General features: G+C 67.8%; 17 protein-coding genes. 6 read left to right on the top strand and 11 right to left on the bottom strand.

Features of this window, described 5'->3' with window-relative positions:
• The first annotated feature begins 69 nt into the window (after positions 1 to 69).
• Positions 70 to 861, top strand: coding sequence for a sulfite exporter TauE/SafE family protein (locus tag ACQ1RG_RS00965; RefSeq protein ID WP_201671967.1), 792 nt, complete (start codon positions 70 to 72; stop codon positions 859 to 861).
• A gap of 71 nt (positions 862 to 932) precedes the next feature.
• Here ACQ1RG_RS00965 and ACQ1RG_RS00960 read toward each other — a convergent pair whose 3' ends face one another.
• The 6 genes from ACQ1RG_RS00960 to ACQ1RG_RS00935 form a co-directional block, all read right to left on the bottom strand.
• On the bottom strand, positions 933 to 1,643 hold the full coding sequence (locus ACQ1RG_RS00960; protein WP_201671968.1) for a hypothetical protein: 711 nt from the start codon (positions 1,641 to 1,643) through the stop codon (positions 933 to 935).
• A 158-nt stretch (positions 1,644 to 1,801) separates the two neighbouring features.
• Entirely contained in the window at positions 1,802 to 3,106 is a 1,305-nt protein-coding gene (locus tag ACQ1RG_RS00955) for a calcium:proton antiporter (protein WP_201672074.1), read from the bottom strand.
• A 140-nt stretch (positions 3,107 to 3,246) separates the two neighbouring features.
• Positions 3,247 to 3,720, bottom strand: a complete 474-nt coding sequence (locus ACQ1RG_RS00950) for a DoxX family protein (protein ID WP_009376360.1) — start codon at positions 3,718 to 3,720, stop codon at positions 3,247 to 3,249.
• A 186-nt stretch (positions 3,721 to 3,906) separates the two neighbouring features.
• Positions 3,907 to 4,473 carry an NADPH-dependent FMN reductase gene (locus tag ACQ1RG_RS00945; protein WP_009376358.1) on the bottom strand — a complete coding sequence of 189 codons (567 nt, stop codon included), beginning with the start codon at positions 4,471 to 4,473 and terminating at the stop codon, positions 3,907 to 3,909.
• A complete protein-coding gene (locus tag ACQ1RG_RS00940; RefSeq protein WP_430600423.1) occupies positions 4,470 to 5,657 on the bottom strand; it encodes an LLM class flavin-dependent oxidoreductase in 1,188 nt (395 codons plus the stop codon). Before ACQ1RG_RS00940 ends, ACQ1RG_RS00945 begins: the two co-directional genes overlap by 4 nt.
• A gap of 112 nt (positions 5,658 to 5,769) precedes the next feature.
• Positions 5,770 to 6,264: a MarR family winged helix-turn-helix transcriptional regulator gene (locus ACQ1RG_RS00935; protein WP_119296767.1), complete on the bottom strand. Its 495-nt coding sequence runs from the start codon at positions 6,262 to 6,264 to the stop codon at positions 5,770 to 5,772.
• A gap of 202 nt (positions 6,265 to 6,466) precedes the next feature.
• On the opposite strand from ACQ1RG_RS00935, the gene ACQ1RG_RS00930 reads away from it, so the two are divergent.
• The 4 genes from ACQ1RG_RS00930 to ACQ1RG_RS00915 all read left to right on the top strand — a co-directional run bounded on the left by ACQ1RG_RS00930 (position 6,467) and on the right by ACQ1RG_RS00915 (position 9,876).
• On the top strand, positions 6,467 to 7,006 hold the full coding sequence (locus ACQ1RG_RS00930; RefSeq protein WP_009376354.1) for a MogA/MoaB family molybdenum cofactor biosynthesis protein: 540 nt from the start codon (positions 6,467 to 6,469) through the stop codon (positions 7,004 to 7,006).
• Between the two features lies 1 nt (position 7,007).
• On the top strand, positions 7,008 to 7,973 hold the full coding sequence (locus ACQ1RG_RS00925) for a formate dehydrogenase accessory sulfurtransferase FdhD (protein WP_009376352.1): 966 nt from the start codon (positions 7,008 to 7,010) through the stop codon (positions 7,971 to 7,973).
• 140 nt (positions 7,974 to 8,113) lie between these two features.
• Complete coding sequence (locus tag ACQ1RG_RS00920) at positions 8,114 to 9,472, top strand: DUF2252 domain-containing protein (protein WP_009376351.1); 1,359 nt, start codon at positions 8,114 to 8,116, stop codon at positions 9,470 to 9,472.
• Between the two features lie 44 nt (positions 9,473 to 9,516).
• The gene (locus ACQ1RG_RS00915) at positions 9,517 to 9,876 is read left to right on the top strand and encodes a hypothetical protein (protein WP_201671971.1); all 360 of its coding nucleotides are present in this window, start codon (positions 9,517 to 9,519) and stop codon (positions 9,874 to 9,876) included.
• 10 nt (positions 9,877 to 9,886) lie between these two features.
• Here the strand turns inward: ACQ1RG_RS00915 and ACQ1RG_RS00910 are convergent, their stop codons facing one another.
• The 5 genes from ACQ1RG_RS00910 to ACQ1RG_RS00890 form a co-directional block, all read right to left on the bottom strand.
• Entirely contained in the window at positions 9,887 to 11,062 is a 1,176-nt protein-coding gene (locus ACQ1RG_RS00910) for an MFS transporter (protein ID WP_009376347.1), read from the bottom strand.
• Between the two features lie 72 nt (positions 11,063 to 11,134).
• On the bottom strand, positions 11,135 to 11,761 hold the full coding sequence (locus tag ACQ1RG_RS00905) for a glycerophosphodiester phosphodiesterase (RefSeq protein ID WP_236586966.1): 627 nt from the start codon (positions 11,759 to 11,761) through the stop codon (positions 11,135 to 11,137).
• Between the two features lie 241 nt (positions 11,762 to 12,002).
• Positions 12,003 to 12,671 (bottom strand): HdeD family acid-resistance protein, encoded by a 669-nt coding sequence (locus ACQ1RG_RS00900; protein ID WP_009376343.1) that lies wholly within the window; start codon positions 12,669 to 12,671, stop codon positions 12,003 to 12,005.
• Positions 12,672 to 12,844: 173 nt separating this feature from the next.
• On the bottom strand, positions 12,845 to 13,972 hold the full coding sequence (locus ACQ1RG_RS00895; protein WP_081590957.1) for a magnesium and cobalt transport protein CorA: 1,128 nt from the start codon (positions 13,970 to 13,972) through the stop codon (positions 12,845 to 12,847).
• 56 nt (positions 13,973 to 14,028) lie between these two features.
• Positions 14,029 to 15,033 carry a glycosyltransferase family 2 protein gene (locus ACQ1RG_RS00890; RefSeq protein ID WP_009376339.1) on the bottom strand — a complete coding sequence of 335 codons (1,005 nt, stop codon included), beginning with the start codon at positions 15,031 to 15,033 and terminating at the stop codon, positions 14,029 to 14,031.
• 140 nt (positions 15,034 to 15,173) lie between these two features.
• On the opposite strand from ACQ1RG_RS00890, the gene ACQ1RG_RS00885 reads away from it, so the two are divergent.
• Positions 15,174 to 16,418, top strand: a complete 1,245-nt coding sequence (locus ACQ1RG_RS00885; RefSeq protein WP_164672026.1) for a CDP-glycerol glycerophosphotransferase family protein — start codon at positions 15,174 to 15,176, stop codon at positions 16,416 to 16,418.
• Positions 16,419 to 16,545 lie beyond the last annotated feature (127 nt).

The raw sequence follows: 16,545 nt of genomic DNA, 5'->3' as shown, positions 1-16,545 counted from the left end.
GGTCCCCTCGGGAGCGACGGCCGTGGCACAGGCCTTGTCCGCCGGGCGCGCGTGCGGTGTGATGGGGTGATGGACTTCGCGGTGCTCGTGCTCGTCGGGGTGCTCGTCGGCCTGACGACCGTGCTCTTCGGCTTCGGCGGCGGGTTCGTCACCGTGCCGATCATCACAGTCGTCGACGCCGACCTCGGTGCCGACACCGCGCGCGTGGCCGCGGCCACCTCGGCGCTCGTCATGCTCGTCGGCGCCCTCGTCGCCACCGTCTCGACGAGGCGGGAGACACTGGGTCACCTGACCGGCAGGGGGTGGCTCTTCGGTCTCCTCGCGCTCGGTGGGGGACTCGGCGCACTCGCCGCGCGGTACGCCCCCGAGATGCTGCTTAAGTGGGGCTTTGTCGTCTACGTCGCCGTCACGGCCGTCGACATCGTGCTGCGCCCGGGATTCTTCCGGAGGAGACCCGGGACCGACGCCGAGGCGGGTGAGGGCGGTCGCGGCATCTCACCGGTGTGGGGTGTGCCGATCGGCGGGCTCGCCTCGTTCCTCGGGGTGGGAGGCAGTGTGATGACCGTGCCGATGACGCGGCGCTCGGGAGCGACGATGACGGTGGCGACGACCCTGGCGAACCCGCTCACGCTCATCATCATGACCCCGGCGGTGATCATCACGCTCACCGCGCACGGGCAGGTCGAGGCGCCCGGCTGCCTCGGGACCGTCGACGTGCGATCGGCGGCCGCTCTCCTCCTCGGGGCGATTCCGATCATCGTGCTTCTGCGCAGGCGTGTGCCACGGATCCCCGACCTCGTCCACGCGTGGGGCTACCTCATCCTCCTCGTCGTCGCCGGGACGGTCGTCGCGATCGCGTGAGGAGGCGGAGGGTGCGATCGCGGGTGGCACGGTCAGCGCATTCTCGAGCCGCGCGGAGCTTCGTGAGGTCCTCAGTCGGCCCTGCGCCTATCGTGGAGCACCCGGGGCAGGCCGAAGAAGATCGGAGGCCGCGCGTAGGCTCGGTCGGACCTCCCGGCGGCACGGCTCGCCGAGGTGGAGGTCATGTTCTGTGGCGGGTGCACAGGGTTGCGCTCGTCGAGCGCCCACGCGCCCTCCCAGCTGATGAGCTCGCCGGCGTGGCAGACCGGGTCCCCGCCGTGAGACGGCGGCTCGGCCCACAGCCACAGGTTGACCCCGTACTCGATGACGGTGATCGTCGCCTCCCGGTCGCGGCCGGCGTTCTCCTCGACGAGCGCACGGTGCACCATCGCCGAGGCGGCTTCGATTTCCTCCCATCCGTCGCTGCGGTGAGGAAGGAAGACCCACGTCCCCGCGGGGACGTCTGAGGGAACAAATGAGTCGGGAGTGACGACGCGGGTGAAGGCCGACGGGCCCGCGGCCGCGTCGCCAGAACCGTCACCGCCATCGGTAGTGCCTACGGGCTCCTCGAAAGCGGCGAGGACGTCTCCGAAGCAGGCCTCGACCACCTCGGCGGTGGGGGCGACGATGAGGAGGCCGGTCGCCTCGGCGAGGATGTCGGCATCCGACAAGGAGGTCAGGGGAGAGGCGCGCAGGTCGGCGAGCACCGCCTCCCAGTGTCCGGGCACGGGAGCGGAGTCGAGGAGCGCATGAGTGCGCTCCCGTTCGGCATCGTGGCGCATCGACGACCTCCTCTCGCGGCGACAGATGTCTATCCACCATGCCACGAACCCCTGACACGCGCAGACCGGTTCGGCTCCTGACACAAGCGGGCTGCCGACGAGGCGGACCTCGCCTGGGCAAGCCTCGTTGACGCGGACCTTGCCTGCTAAAGCCTCGTCTACGCGAACACCGCGATCCCGTAGACGGCGAAGACGACGAGGAGGGCTGCGCCGTGGACGGCGGTGACCCTCTTCGCGGCGAACGTCGTCACCGAGAGCACGATGATGACAGACAGGAGCAGGAGGTTCGCGGGCTCCTCGGCGAGGACGATCTGCTGTCCGGTGAGCATCCCGATGACGAGGACGACGGGGATCGTCAGACCGACCGTGGAGACGAGGGCCCCGTGGCAGAGGTTGCTCACCCGCTGGACCTCGCCCTGCCAGGCGGCGCGGATCGCGGTGATCGTCTCAGGGAGGAAGACGATCATCGCGATGACGATGCCCGACAGAGCCGTCGGGGCGCCGAGGCGGCCGAGCCCGTCATCGAGGAGGGCTGCCATGTCATGGGAGAGGAGGACGATCGGTAGCACCGTGACGACGAGGAGGCCGAGGCGCGCGAGGATCTCGACCCGGTGGGCCGAGAGGGTCGCGACGATGCCCGGGCGGACCGTTGGAGTGTCGGCTGGAAGCGGTGGGGCGGCGCCATTCGGATGAGCTGCAGGGGTGGCCGCCGGCTCGGCTGCGACGATGTCGTCGGATGGTGTCGCGTCGGATTCCACGGCGCCGGCACACCCCGCGACGGAGTGCGCGGGAGCGAGGGCATCGGTGAGTTCGGTCGAACGGGCGGCCGCCTCGGCGAGGCGGGGATCGACCTCACGGAAGTCGTCGGCCTGTGCCCCCATCTGCCGGGTGAGGAAGAACGCGTAGAGGCCGAGGGTGAGGACGATGATCGGGATCTCCTGCCACGGCAGGTAGCTGCCGTTGGATCCGATGACAGTCGGCAGCCCGAACGCGAGCGCGGAGAGGACGACGATGAGCCCGAGGTACGTCGAGGTCCCCGTCCGGTTGTGCGCGAGGTCCCCGTGGCGCAGGCCGCCGATGAGGAGGCAGAGCCCGACGACGGCCCCGAGGATGATCATCGACACGGCCATGACGGAATCGCGCGCGATCGTCGCATGATCGCCGGGACCGAGCAGGACGGCTGCGATGAGGATGACCTCGATGAGGACGATCGAGAGCGTGAGGACGAGGGAACCGTAGGGGTCGCCGAGGCGGTGGGCGAGGTGCTCGGCTTCGTGGACGACGCCGAAGGCGCAGGTGAGGATCACGCCGACGATGACGACGAGGGCGGTGATGAGCACGGGGGCCGGGGCCGGCGGGGCGAGCGCCTCGGCGAGGAACGGGAGGGCGACGACGGTGCCCCAGCCGAGGACGAGACGGACGATAGCGGTGGGAGTGACGATGCTGCGCAGCGTCGCGGACATGGTGGTCATCCAGTTCTGCGAGGTCGTCCTCATCACGGCGGTCAGCGATCGGGTCGTCCCGCTCGCCACGGCACATCCACTATAGCAAAGGCCCTGAGCAGCGGCAGTGCCGCCGCTCAGGGCCTCAGGTCCGAGAATTCCTACGCCGCGGCGGGCGAACCGACTCGGTCGGCGCGCTTGCCGCGGGCTGACTTCGAGCGGAAGACGAAGCGGTCGACGCTGAAGCGACCCGGCCCCATGGCCGCGATGAGCAGGGCGCCGGCCGAGAGGGCGGCGACGAGCTCCCAGCCGCCCTGGTCGACGAAGGGCACCGGCACGAAGTGGACGATGACGAGCGCCCCGAGGAGGTTGACGGCGATGAGCGCGCCGACGATCGGGGTGAAGGCGCCGAGGATGAGCAGGGCACCGCCGATGAGTTCGACGAAGGTTGCGAACGGGGCGGCGAGTTCGGGCAGGGGAACACCCATCTGCGCGAACGAATCGGCGGTGCCGGCGATGGTCCACTCGTTGAACTTCTGCCAGCCGTGGGCGATGAGGATTGTTCCGAGTCCGATGCGGGCAATGAGAGCAATGACGTCGCGGGCGATGGTCGGGAGTCCGGTCGTGGCGTACACGGGGTGACCTCCAGGTTTGATTGAAATGACAATCAGAACCCTATTCATCGTTTTTGGCAGAGGCCTGTGCGGAACTCGGCAGCAGATTGTGAGTTCTGCCCCGGATTCCGCACCTCGGAAATCCTTGACACGGCAGCCTATGGACCTGGCCGGGGCCGACGCCGTCAGCGGTGTCGGCCCCGAGCGTCAGAACCCGTACGCGGCCTCCCGCTCCTCGCGCATCGCCGTGTACGTGCGCGTGAGGGTGAGGGTGTCCTCGACGAGGCGGTCGAGGCGCTGGAGCACATCGTCGCTGACGATCTGGTTCCGGTGGAGGTCCCTCTCCTCGACGAACACGTAGGGCTGGACGACCTGCGCCTTCATGTAGGAGAGGATCGGCACGAGCTGCTGCTGGGGGATGAGGAAGTGCTTCGGCGAGCCCGCGGTCGCGACCATGCCTGTCACCTTGTCGCGGAACGCGTTCACCGGGAGGAGGTCGAAGACGTTCTTCAGCGACGCCGGGATCGAGGCCTGGAAGATCGGGGTGCCGATGAGGATCGCGTCGGCGTCCATGATCGTCCGCGCGATGCGGCCGGTGTCACCGGTGTACTCGGTGAAGTTCCGGCCGTCGGCGAAGTCCATGTCCGCCTCGGCGAGGTCGATGAGCGTGATCTCCGCATCCGGATCCTGCGCCATAACGGCCTGGGTGACGTACTCCATGACCGTACGGGTCTTCGTCCCGACGTTCGAGCCGGAGAGGACGACGATCCTCATCGCACGAGCTCCCCGTCCGTGTCGGCCGAGTCGCGGTCATGGCCCGTCTCATCGGTTTCGGCGCCGATCTGGTCGAACGCCGAGGAATCGGCAGTGCGGGCGGAGGCGGGTTCCGCGGTGTACTTCTTCACGGCGGGGATGATCTCCGAGCCGATCGTCTCGATCTGCCGCATCACGCGGTCGAACGGGATGCCGCCGAAGTCGATCTGGCCGAGGTAGCGCTGATGGCCGAAGACCTCGTGCTGGTGGAGGATCTTCTCGACGATCTCCTGCGGGCTGCCGATGTTGACGATGCTGTGCGGGTCGGCGGCCTGGGCGAAGAGCTGCTTGGGCATGCCCTGCCCGTTGACACGCTTCATTCCCTCGTTGATGTGCGGGTAGAGCTCCCGCAGCGCGTCCTGCGTCGTCGGCGCGGTGTAGAGGAACCCGGCGGTGGCGATCGGCAGGGTGGCTGGGTCGTGACCGGCATGTCGGGCGGCATCCCGGTAGGCGTCGACCGTCGTCCTGAACACCGAGGCGGTTCCGCCGAGGTGGGCCATGACCATGGGCACGCCAGCGAGGCCGGCTTTGATCGCGCTCGTCGGCGCGCCGCCGACGGCCCGCCAGATCGGGAAGGTCTCCTGGGCGGGACGGGGGATCACCTCGGCGTCGGCAAGCGGGGCGCGCAACTGCCCGTTCCACGTCACCTGCTCCTCCCGGGCGATCTGGAGGAGCAGGTCGAACTTCTCCTCGAAGAGCTCCTCGTAGTCGCGCAGGTCGTAGCCGAGCAGCTCGAAGAGACCCACGCGCGAGGCGCGACCGGCGACGAGTTCGGCCCGGCCCTGGGAGAGATGGTCGATCGTTGCGAAGTTCTCGAAGACGCGGACGGGATCGGAGGTGGAGAGGATCGTCGAGGTGCTGCCGATCCGGATGGACTCCGTCGCCTCGGCGATGGCTCCGAGGATGACGGCGTGGGCCTGGGAGGCGAAGTACCGCTGGTGGCTCTCGCCGACGCTGAAGAAGTCGAAGCCGGCCTCCTCGGCGGCCTCGGCGTACGCGACGAATTCGCGGATGCGCTCGCCGGCGCTGATGCGAGAGCCGTCGGTGGGGTTCGGCAGATGGTCGCCGAGGGTGTACATGCCGAACTGCAGGCCCTGGCTGGGGTCGAAGTTCAGCTCGTTCATGAGGTTCCTGGACTCGGTCACGGTGTCTCCTTGGGTGCCGATGACATTCTCGTTTGTCATGGCAACTGATAACCGAGGGAAAATATTCCCGATGGTGCCGGTCCCCGTCGGATGTCGAGCAGTCCCCGCGGCATCAGCCTCTGCCGGCGGAGGTGCCGATCCCGTCGTCACTGGCCGACATCCCGTCGGCAGAACGACTGCGGCGCTCGACGCTGCGTTCGTAGAGCTTCTTCATCAGCGCGTGGAGTTCGATCCGTTCGTCCTCGCTGAGGACGTCGTCGAACATCGACGACTGGAGGGCGAGCTGGCTCGGGAAGGCCTCTTCGAGGACTGTGCGCCCCGTGTCGGTGAGCGAGATGTACTTCGTCTTCCAGTCCTGTCGGCGCGAGATCAGTCCCTCGCGCTCGAGCCGGGAGAGCATGCGCGAGATCCCGCCGCCGCTGACCGTGAGGCGCTCGGCGAGGTCGGACTGCGTGATGGGCTGGTAGGCGCGGATGTTGGCCAGTGCCTCGAACTGGGCGATCGTCAGCCCGTAGCCGCGCAGGTGGTCGTTCGAGATCTGGTTGCTGTTCTGGACGAATCTCACCATGCGCAGCCAGGTGAGCGTGCTCAGCGTCAGATCGTCCATCATCCCTCCCGGTCCTCGCGTCGGGCCCTTCTGCCCCAGCGCTGCCTCTCACTGTACTGATCAGCCACTGTACTGATGGGGCGCCGCACTGATCATCCCGACAGGGCGCCGGCAGCGCCGTCGGCACCCACCCTGTCGATGTCCGCCCGACATGGGACAATGGGCGCGGAATCCATGAGCGTCGGGAGCAGGGAGTGCGAGGATGACCACCACAGAGCCGACCGTCGACCGCCTCGGCGAAGGCCGATCTGCGGCCGTGATCATCGCGTCCACCTCGGCGGCGCGCGGTGAGGCGGCGGACACGACCGGCCCGATCCTCGTCGACTGGCTCCGCGGGCGCGGTTACGACTGCCCCGACCCGATCGTCGTCCGTGACGGCGAACCCGTCGGTGAGGCGCTGCGGGAGCTTCTCCTCACCCCCGCCGAGGCGGCCCGCCCCCGCATCGTCGTCACCTCCGGGGGCACCGGGCTGGCGCCCGACGATCGGACCCCGGAGTTCACCGCGGAACTCCTCGAGCGGCAGTCGCCGGGACTCATCTACGCGATGTGGCGCAAGGGGCTCGAATCGACGTCGTCGGCAGTGATGAGCAGAGGTGTCGCCGGGGTGAGAGGACGGTCCTTCGTCATCAACTTCCCCGGGTCCAAGGGCGGGGTGCGTGACGGGATCGCCGTCATCGACGATCTCCTCGAGCACATCCAGACCTCGGTCGAGGACACGACCGACCACGGGCCGAGGGTCTGAGATGCAGCAGCGCAAGGCAGTCCGGGCTCGCGTCCACCGCTTCGACGCGACCGGTGAGATCAAGGTCGGACCCGATTCGCTGGCCGGGGAGGAGCCGCTCGAGGTCAACCTCGACGGGGAGCAGTTCTCCGTGACGATGCGCACCCCCGGCAACGACGTCGAACTCGTCTCCGGCTACCTCCTCTCCGAGGGGGTGATCACCTCGATGGACGACATCGCGGAGATCGACTTCTCGACCGGCCTCGCCCCCGACGGTTCGCGGAACTACAACGTCGCCGGTGTCCGGCTGCGACCCGGGGTGTGGAACGCGGCAGCCGCTCCCGCCCGGTCCGTCTACACCTCATCATCGTGCGGGATCTGCGGGACCGCGGCCATCGACGCGGTGACGAAACCCTCGGCGTACCCGCTCATCCCGCTCCTCGGCGTCGGGGGAGCGGAGCCGGCGGACGGAACCGGCGCGGACCCTGCGGAACGCGGTGGCGGCATCGCGGTCCCGAGCGACGCCCCGCACCTCGATGAGGACGGCGACATCGTCTTCCCACCACTGCTCACCCCGGCGCGCGTGGGCGAACTGCCCGATCGCCTCCGCGAGGGGCAGGCCGTGTTCGAGAAGACCGGGGGAGTCCACGCCGCCGCCCTCTTCGCCGTCGGCGACGATCCCGACGCCGGACCCGAGCTCCTCGTCACCCGTGAGGACGTCGGACGCCACAACGCCGTCGACAAGGTCATCGGCTGGGCGATGGCCGAGCGGGGGCTGCCGCTTGCCCGCACCGTCCTCCAGGTCTCGGCCCGGGCGTCGTTCGAACTCGTCCAGAAGTCGGCGATGGCCGGCATCCCGATGATGTCGGCCGTCAGCGCCCCCTCGGCGCTCGCCGTCGACTACGGGCGCACGAGCGGCGTCACCGTCATCGGCTTCAACCGGGCCGGCCGCTTCAACGTCTACTCCCACCCCGAACGCATCGCCTGAGCGGCTCGGGTCCGCGGTCGGACAGTGCGATCGGGTCCGACCGCCTCGGCGAAATCGTTGCCTACGGGACGATCCAGGGGACGGTGACGGGCATTACGATGGGGCGACGAACTCCGCGCCGAGCGAACGAGGTGGAAGAGATGGACGTGGCCGATGGCCGGTCTCTGCGGGAAGCGACACCGCGCTCGAGTCACGCCGAACTCGATCTGCCGCCCGATCGTGATCCGGTCGGGGTGATCTGCCGGCAGAACGAGTCGCGGCTGCCTGACCTGCTCGGCATCAGAACCCAGCGGCTCGCCGAATCGCCGTTCAGCTACTTCCGAGGTGCGGCCGCGCAGATGGCCGTCGACCTCGCCGCCGGGGTGACGACCGGCCCCGTCGTCCTCTCCAGCGGGGACGCGCACGTGGGCAACTTCGGCTTCTTCGCCTCGAAGGAGCGCTCCCTCATCTTCGACCTCAACGACTTCGACGAAGCCGAGTTCGCGCCGTTCGAATGGGATGTCAAGCGACTGGCCGCCTCGGCGTTCCTCAGTGCGCAGGTCCACGGCCTCGGTGAGGAGGCAGGGCGCAGGGCGGCATTCGCCGCGGTCAAGGGCTACCAGTATCGAATGGGTGCCCAGATGGCCGTGACTGCGCTCGATCGCTTCTATTCGATCGTCGACTCGGACACGCTGCTGGCGGCGATCAGCGGCGAGCATCACCACACAGCGACGAAGAAGGCGATGAAGAAGGCGCGCAGCCGCACGGGTGAGAAGGCGCTGAAGAAATTCGCCACGGAGTCCTCGGATTCGGGGCTGCGCATCGTCGACCAGCCGCCGCTGACCCGTCATCTCGATGACCCGTCGATCGATGTCGAGAAGCTCTTCGCCGAGTATCGGAGGACCGCGCGCACCGACGTCGCGGTGCTCCTCGAGCAGTTCGAGGTGGCGGATTCGGTGCTGCGCGTCGTCGGGGTCGGCAGCGTCGGCACGCGCTGCTTCCTCGTCCTCGTCACCGGGCCCGACGGTGAACCGCTGCTGCTCCAGGTCAAGGAGGCGCAGGAGTCGGTCGTCTCGGCGTTCGGCGGTCAGCCGAAGTTCTCCGATCACCCCGAGGGGCAGAGGATCACCTCGGAGGGCGAACGGGTCGTCCGAGCCCAGCTCGTCCTCCAGTCGGTCTCCGACCCGTTCCTCGGGTGGACGACATTCCGGGGCAGCGGCTACTACTGGCGCCAGTTCCGCGATATGAAGGGCAGCTACGATCTGGCCGCGCTCACTGCCCCGCAGCTCGAGGCATACTCCCGACTGTGCGGCGAGGTCCTTGCCCGGGCGCATTCGCAGTCACCGGGAGCTCGGCTCATCGCCGAGTATCTCGGGACGTCGGACACCTTCGCGACCGCCGTGGCTGTGTGGGCGGAGAAGTACGCCGAGGTGGTCACCGCGGACCACGGACTCCTCGTCGAGGCGGCGAAGAGCGGGGAGTACCCCCTCCTTGGGGATCCTGGGGCACTCGACGGCTGATCCGGCGCTGGGACTTCCGGCCACCTCGGCGCATAATAGAACGTATGAACGAATATCGGGCGCCGAAGTGGCTGACGACGTATCAGGACTTCAAGACCCTGTGCTCGGCGGTGTCGGGGGAGTACATCCGCTTCTACCTCACGACCGGGTGCGATGCAGTGACGTACACGCATTCGCAGAACACGCGCGGTCTGCCCCGCTATTCGTGCCTGCTCACCGCTGAGGACGGGGCGACTCTTCTTCTCGAACTCGACGAGTGGATCGGGCGGATGGATGAGGTCTCAGCGTCCGTGCGGGCGTGGCTGGCGGCCAACGCCAGCCTCCGCGGGTGCCGGCCGAACAAGTCGCACTACGCCGGTGATGGCTACTGGCGACGGCAGTGGCAGCAGGCCAACCCGTGGTGACCGAGGACCCTCACGCCCGCCTGTGCCCTTCGTAGGCACGACGGCTGAGGACGACGGCGACGGTGAGGGCGAGGCCGACGGTCGCGGTGACGGCGAAGAGCGGGCGCCATTCGCCGTGCTCGCCGAGGAGTCCTCCGGCCCAGGCGCCGAAGGCGCTGCCGGCGAAGAGGAAGCCGGCGAAGAGCGAGACGACCGTGCCGCGCACCTGCGGGAGCACCGAGGTCGACCAGGTCTGGAGCGAGGAGTGGAGGAACGACCAGGTCGCGCCGAGAAGGAAGGCGGCGATGATGACCGTGGCGATCGAGAGGCGGAGGGTGAGCAGGACGAAGGCGAGGACGGTCGCGGACCCGCCGATCACCATTAGCCCGGGCATGGGCAGGCGCCGGGACAGGGGCCGGACCATGCGCGTGGTGACGATGACGCCGACGCCGTAGGCGGCGGTGGCGAGACCGGCGACGGCGGCGCCGACGCCGAGGGACTGCAGGGCCGGTGCGAGCAGGGTGAGGACGCCGAGGACGGCCGCCCCCTCGACGAACACGAGCACGATGACGACGCGCACCCAGCGATCGCCGAGAGCGGTGCGGAGGGTCTGGAGGATCCCGGTTCGGCTCTCGCGGTGGGATTCGGGCACGCGGGAGAGCCCGATGACGGAGAGCACGGCGAGTGCTGCGGGGACTGCGAAGGCGACGCGCCAGTCGACGACGTCGGCGAGGATGCCCGCCAGCGCCGTGGCGAGGGCCGTGCCGAGGGCGATGGCGGCCATGAGGTCGGCCAGCGCCGACTGTCGGTGGTCCTCGTCGACGGTGTCGCCGACGTAGGTGAGCGAGGTCGGGACGATGGCGCCGTAGAACGCACCGCCGAGCGTGCGGGCGATGATGAGGACCGTCAGGGTCGGGGCGAGGGCCGCGACGACGCCGACGACCGCGGCGGCGACGAGGGCCAGTCGCATGAGTCGGATCCGGCCCACCCGGTCGGAGAGTATGCCCCAGACAGGCTGGCTGACGCCGTAGGCGAGGAAGTAGGCACTCGCGATGACCAGGGCCTGGGAGAGGGAGACGCCGAGATCGGCGGCCACGAGCACGAGCAGCGGGCTGACCGCGAACCGATCGAAGCTGCTGACGAACGCGGCGAGGGAGACCGCCACCGGCGGGCGGGTCGGGGTCAACGGGGCGTCGGCGTCGCTCACGAGTCCTCACTGTACTCGCGGGCGACGCGGCTGTTCGCGTCAGGATCCCGCGGCGTCGGATGGGCTCAGCGCTCAGCCGTCCCAAGGGTCGTCGGTGAACCAGCCCGAGACTCCGTCGGGCAGCACCGCGACATCCTCGGCGGTCTTCAATCCGTACGGCGCCACTTTGAGTCCCGCTCGTGTCAGGGCGGTGACGTCGCCGGCAGGCAGATCGCGGTTGGGCCCGACCCAGTCGATGCCGGCCTCGACGATCTGCGAAGGAGACTCCTCAGGCAGCTCGCCGCCGAAGAGGAAGAGCGAGGTGTAGCCGCGCTCGGCCACCGTCGCAGCCGCTTCGAAGTCGAAGGATTGGACGATGAGCGAGTCCTGAAGCCCGCGGTCGTCGAACTCGTCGAGGACATCGTCGACCTCCGCCGAGGTTGCTCCCGGTTTGATCTCGGGTACGAGGACGACATCTCCTCCGAGCTCGTCGAGAAGCTCCTCGAGCGTCACGGTCTGCGCTGGAGGTCCACCGGTCGGACTGGTGATCGTTGCGGAATCCCACTCCTTTCGGGAGAGGTCGCGGATGTCTCCGGTCGCACCGTCCAATGTGCGGTCGGCGGTGTCGTCGTGGATGAGGACGGGGGTGCCGTCGCGAAGGAACTGGATGTCCATCTCGGGAAGGTAGCCATCCCTCGCCGAGGCGGTGAACCCTTCCATGGATTCTTCCGGATAGACGAGCGCCCCGCCTCGGTGAGAGATCGTCACCGGATAGGACAGAGACGTGACACTCGATGGCGCCGCGAATTCACCCGTCGGAGACGAGTCGGATGACGATGCCGGTGAGGGGGTGCATCCGGTGGCGATGGCCCCGATCAGGCAGACGGCTGCTGCGGCGAAGGTTCTCTGCCTGCGACGGAGGACCTTCGGACTCATGATTCCTGTCATGCGATGGTGCGCCTCAGCCGTTCATCGCGCGCTTGGCCTGCGAACGGGCCGTGAACGCCATGACGATGAGGAAGATGCCGAAGACGATGACGTAGACGCCGACGATCCACAGCAGAGCGGTGACCGCCGCAGCGGGTGAGGTGAAGACGACGATCATGACGATGATCGCGAAGATGATGTCGAGGACGCCGAGGAGCTTCGACCATCCCCGGAACGCCTTGGACGCGAGTGTGAAGATGCCGCGGACGAGCATGCCGAAGGCCATGAGCCAGAGGATGACGATCCCGGAGGCGAGGGCGAAGGCGAGCGGGGCGATGAAGATCGCGATGCCGGCGACGATGTAGACGATGCCGGCGGTCAGCTCCCAACCCCACGACAGGCCCTGCTTCCGCGCCGTGTTCGCGTTGACGATCGTGAGGATGCCGTCGACGACGAGCCACGCGCCGATCCAGATCCCGACGACGATGGCCACCGCCTCGGGGGCGGCGAAAATGAGCAGTCCGAAGAGGACGGCGAGGATGCCGCGCAGGAGCACGACCCAGAACACTCCGCGACCGAGGTCGGTTAGGAGCGAACGGGTGGAATCCAATGGGTCGGGTCTGCCTGCGGCGGGTTCGGATCCCGGTGTCGGGTTCGCGCCGGGGAGATCGGAGGATTCGGGGCTGTTCGGGGAGGTGGTCATCACGGCTCCTAGGGTTCGGGGAAGTGCTGAGGTGAGACCATTGTCATCCCTGCAGGCTCCCTTTGCAAGGAACACTGACCACTGACTGCCAACGGGAAGGACGGAACTTTCAGCGGAAAGGGCAGGTCACAGCGCGGAGAACTGCCGAAGGCGCCGAGGTCGCTGCGGCCGTCTCACATCCACTTCTTCTTGCGGAACACCGTGTAGAGCGTGACGCTGAGGCCGATCATGAGGAGGATCGCCATCGGGTAGCCGAAGGCCCAATGGAGTTCGGGCATGTTGTCGAAGTTCATCCCGTAGACCGCACCGATGAGTGAGGGGGCGAAGAGGATCGCCGCCCACCCGGAGATCTTCTTCATGTCCTCGTTCTGCCTCTGCGCGACCAGCGTCGCGTTGACGTTGAGGATCTGGGACAGGGATTCGCGCAGTTCGCCGGCCTCGGCGAGGACACGGGTGAGGTGGTCGACGACATCGTCGAGGTAGGCCCGCAGGGCCTCGGGGATCGCATACTTCGCGGCGCCGTTGCCCAGAGCCTGGGTGAGCCTGTTGAGGTGTGTCGTCGCGTGGAGGACGTCTATGACCTCTTCGCTCAGTCGGTAGATGCGCTCGGCGGCAGCCGGGTCGCCGCTGAAGACCTGGCGCTCGATGCCGTCCTTGTCGTTCTGGAGCCCGTCGATGACGGGGAAGTACCCGTCGACGACACCGTCGAGGAGCCGGTAGACCAGAGCCTCAGGGCCGAGTGAGAGCAGCTTGCGATCGGACTTCCCGATGAAGTCGACCTCGGAGAAGTGCGCGACGAGCTCGCTCGTGTCCGAGGGGATGGGTTGGCCGTCGATGAAGCGCCCGTCCTGGCAGATGATGACGAGGTCGTTGCCCTTCATGAGGAGGTGGAACTCGTTGAAGTCGACTTCCTCCTCGGCGTCGAGGTAGAGCGCGGACTTGAGGACGACGAAGAGCACATCACCGTATCGGTCGACCTTCGGGCGCTGATCGGCGTGGAAGAGGTCCTCGACGAGGAGCGGGTGGAGGTCCCACGTGGTCGCGATCTCCGCCAGCAGCTCAGGAGTCGAATGCGGGACGATGACCTGCGTGATCGTTCCGGGCTGAGAGGGACCGTCGGACGCGCAGCTCGCGAGCGCCTCGGCGAAGCTCGTGGACACCGACACCTTCTGCGGCTCGCTGTCGACGATCTGACGACTGAGCAGCACCGGCGCCGAGGACTCCTGCGTGGTTCGCGGCTTTGCGGCCGGGCGCGGCAGACGGCCAATCGGGGGAGTGGGAAGTCGGCGTGTGGGTGCCATCGGGATCTCCTTGCTTTAGCTCACACCCCAAACTACTCGACGAGGTGCGGTGCCCGTCACCTGAGGAGCTGGCCGACGTTCTCCGCCATCTCACGGTCGTCGAGTTCCAGCGCCCTGAGCATAGTCCTCGATTTGAGGTTGAATTCGGCCGATGAGTCCCGCGCCCGTTCGGCGACCATGAGGCGACGAGCAGCCGCGATCGACCGATCCCGGTCCTCGGGTTCCCGGTGCCGTCGCATCTCCGTGGGGAGGTCGAACGAGAGCAGCCGGTGCCAGTACCGATCGCGAAGATAGTCCGCGAGGGGCAGGCCCTCGTCGACGGCGCGCGCCAGCACGTCGAAGGACTCGAACATGTAGGCATAGAACTCGTCGACGGGGAGCACATGACCTGTCAGGTGCGCCTGAGAGCCGGCCTCCGTCTTGTGCCGGACCCAGTGATAGCAGTCGACGTCGGCCTGCACCGCGACCCGGTCGGTGCGCGCATAGGCGGCCAGGGCGAACGGATGGTCCTCGGCCATGCGCAGTCGAGGATTGAACCGGTAGCCGATGGTGCGGGCGAATTCGGTGCGATACATCTTGAGGACGTTGAGCGAGTCGATGAGGGGCGTTCTGCGCGCGTCCGTCTGACTGAGCGTCTCGCGGAACATCACCTTGGGCACCCCGCGGTTGACACCGACGTACTTGCCGACGACGACGTCGGCTCGCCCCTCCCTGCCGAGCCCGGTCATCGACTCGATCGCCTCCGGGCCGAGGAAGTCGTCGACGTCGACGAAGTACGTCCACTTCCCCTTGGCCTGATCGAGGACCGCATTGCGGGGTTCGGCGGGGGTGCCCGAATTGGGCCTCCTCACCACGCTGCCGCGGAGGCGAAGGTCCTTGAGGAGACGGTCGGCGAGCTCAGCGGTGCCGTCGGTGGATCCGTCGTCGACGACGATGGTCTCGATGCGCCTGAGGTCGGCAGTTTGGTCCGCGATGCTCTGCAGGCACGTCGGGAGATATTGCTCCGCGTTGTAAGCGGGGATGCCGATCGTGACGTCGGGAGTGCGTGAGAAGAACGCCATGGGCAATCACTCCGGGTTCTGGGTTCGCGGTTCTGGTGGCGATGAGCCGATGGACAACTATACCGGCGGCAAGCCCCGCGCCGCGTCGTCTCCGAACTGTCTGACCACCGTTCTCGGATTGTCCAGGCACAATGGTCTCCATGCCTTCGCTCTCCACAGCCTCGATGCGGCGCAAGTGGCAGGTCGTCTCCAGAACTGCACGGATCGGACGCGATCTCATCAGCAGTCGGTACGAGGAGTCCCGCCTTCCCGGCGGGTTCCGGCCGAACGCCGACGACGCCTTCGTCGCAGCCGCCTACTTCTCGTCGGATGTCCATTCGATGTACCAGCTCGAACAGTGGCTGTGGCCCTTCGAGCAGCTGCGCGATGCTCTCATCGGTGAGGGAGCCGGCGATGCCCCTTTCGGGATCCTCACCCGGGACGCCCGCGTCGCTCGGCACATCGCCTCGCTCACCGACCTGCCCGTGCGCTTCTCCCGCCTCACCGCGGGCCTCGAGGCGTTCTTCTCGACTCCGGACCTGAGCGCGGTGTTCTACGTCAACCAGGCCACGGCGAACTTTCAGGCACTGCGGTTCCCGGCGCCTGCCCACGTGCATCTCAGCCATGGCGAGAGCGAGAAGATCTCGATGATCTCCAACCAGCTCAAAGCCTACGACTACGTCTTCACCGCAGGTCAGGCAGCCCGCGATCGCATCACTTCGACCCTGCACGGGATCGACTCCGAGGTTCTCATCGATGTCGGTCGCCCCCAGCTCGACCGTGCGTTCAGCGTCCCGGAGGCGTGGCAGAGGTTCGCCGCCGAGGCGCCTGCCGGACCGACGGTCTTCTACGCCCCGACGTGGGAGGGTGATTCGCCGAGCATGAGCTACGGAACGATGGCGACGACCGGGGCCCCGGCGGTCGCCGAGCTCCTCGACGCGGGCTACCGGGTGATCCTTCGGACACATCCGCGCACCGGTCTTCTGCGCAGTGATTTCGCACGTGCGCTGGAGTCAGTGCGCGAGCAGGTCGATGCCCACCCCCGTGGATTCGTCGATACGAGTTCCGACGTCTCGTGGCAGCTCGACGCCGCCGACGTCGCCGTCGCCGAGATGTCGTCTGTGGCGTTCGACTGGCTCGCAACCGAGAAACCGCTGGTGATGATCGCTCCGACCGACTCGCGAGCCGAGGTGCTGCGCAACGGACTCATCGATCGGGCAGTGAACTGGGAGTCCGCGAGTGGGGTCTCCCTGGTCGACCGGCTCGCCGACGCCGCCGACCGTGATTCAGGCTCGTTGAGCGCGCACTACCTCGGCGATACGAGCCCGGGATCGCAGATCGAGCGGTTCATCACCGCCGCACGGCACGTGGTGGCGGCTCGGCGGGGTGTGCTCGGCGACGGCTGAGCATGAGCAGAGGTGAGCACTTCTGTGCGCCGATGAGCGCATTTCGGATAGGATCTTCAGGAAAGTCAGATGCGCGCTCGGTTCTCGACCGAGCGCTGTGTTGCGCCGAAGGACCGGCGGCACGCCG

The organism is Brevibacterium sp. K72 (assembly GCF_050562175.1).
GTDB classification, from domain to species: Bacteria; Actinomycetota; Actinomycetes; order Actinomycetales; family Brevibacteriaceae; genus Brevibacterium; species Brevibacterium casei.
The sequence above is the reverse complement of the archived record's forward strand: the minus strand, read 5'-3'. Positions and strand labels throughout refer to the sequence as shown.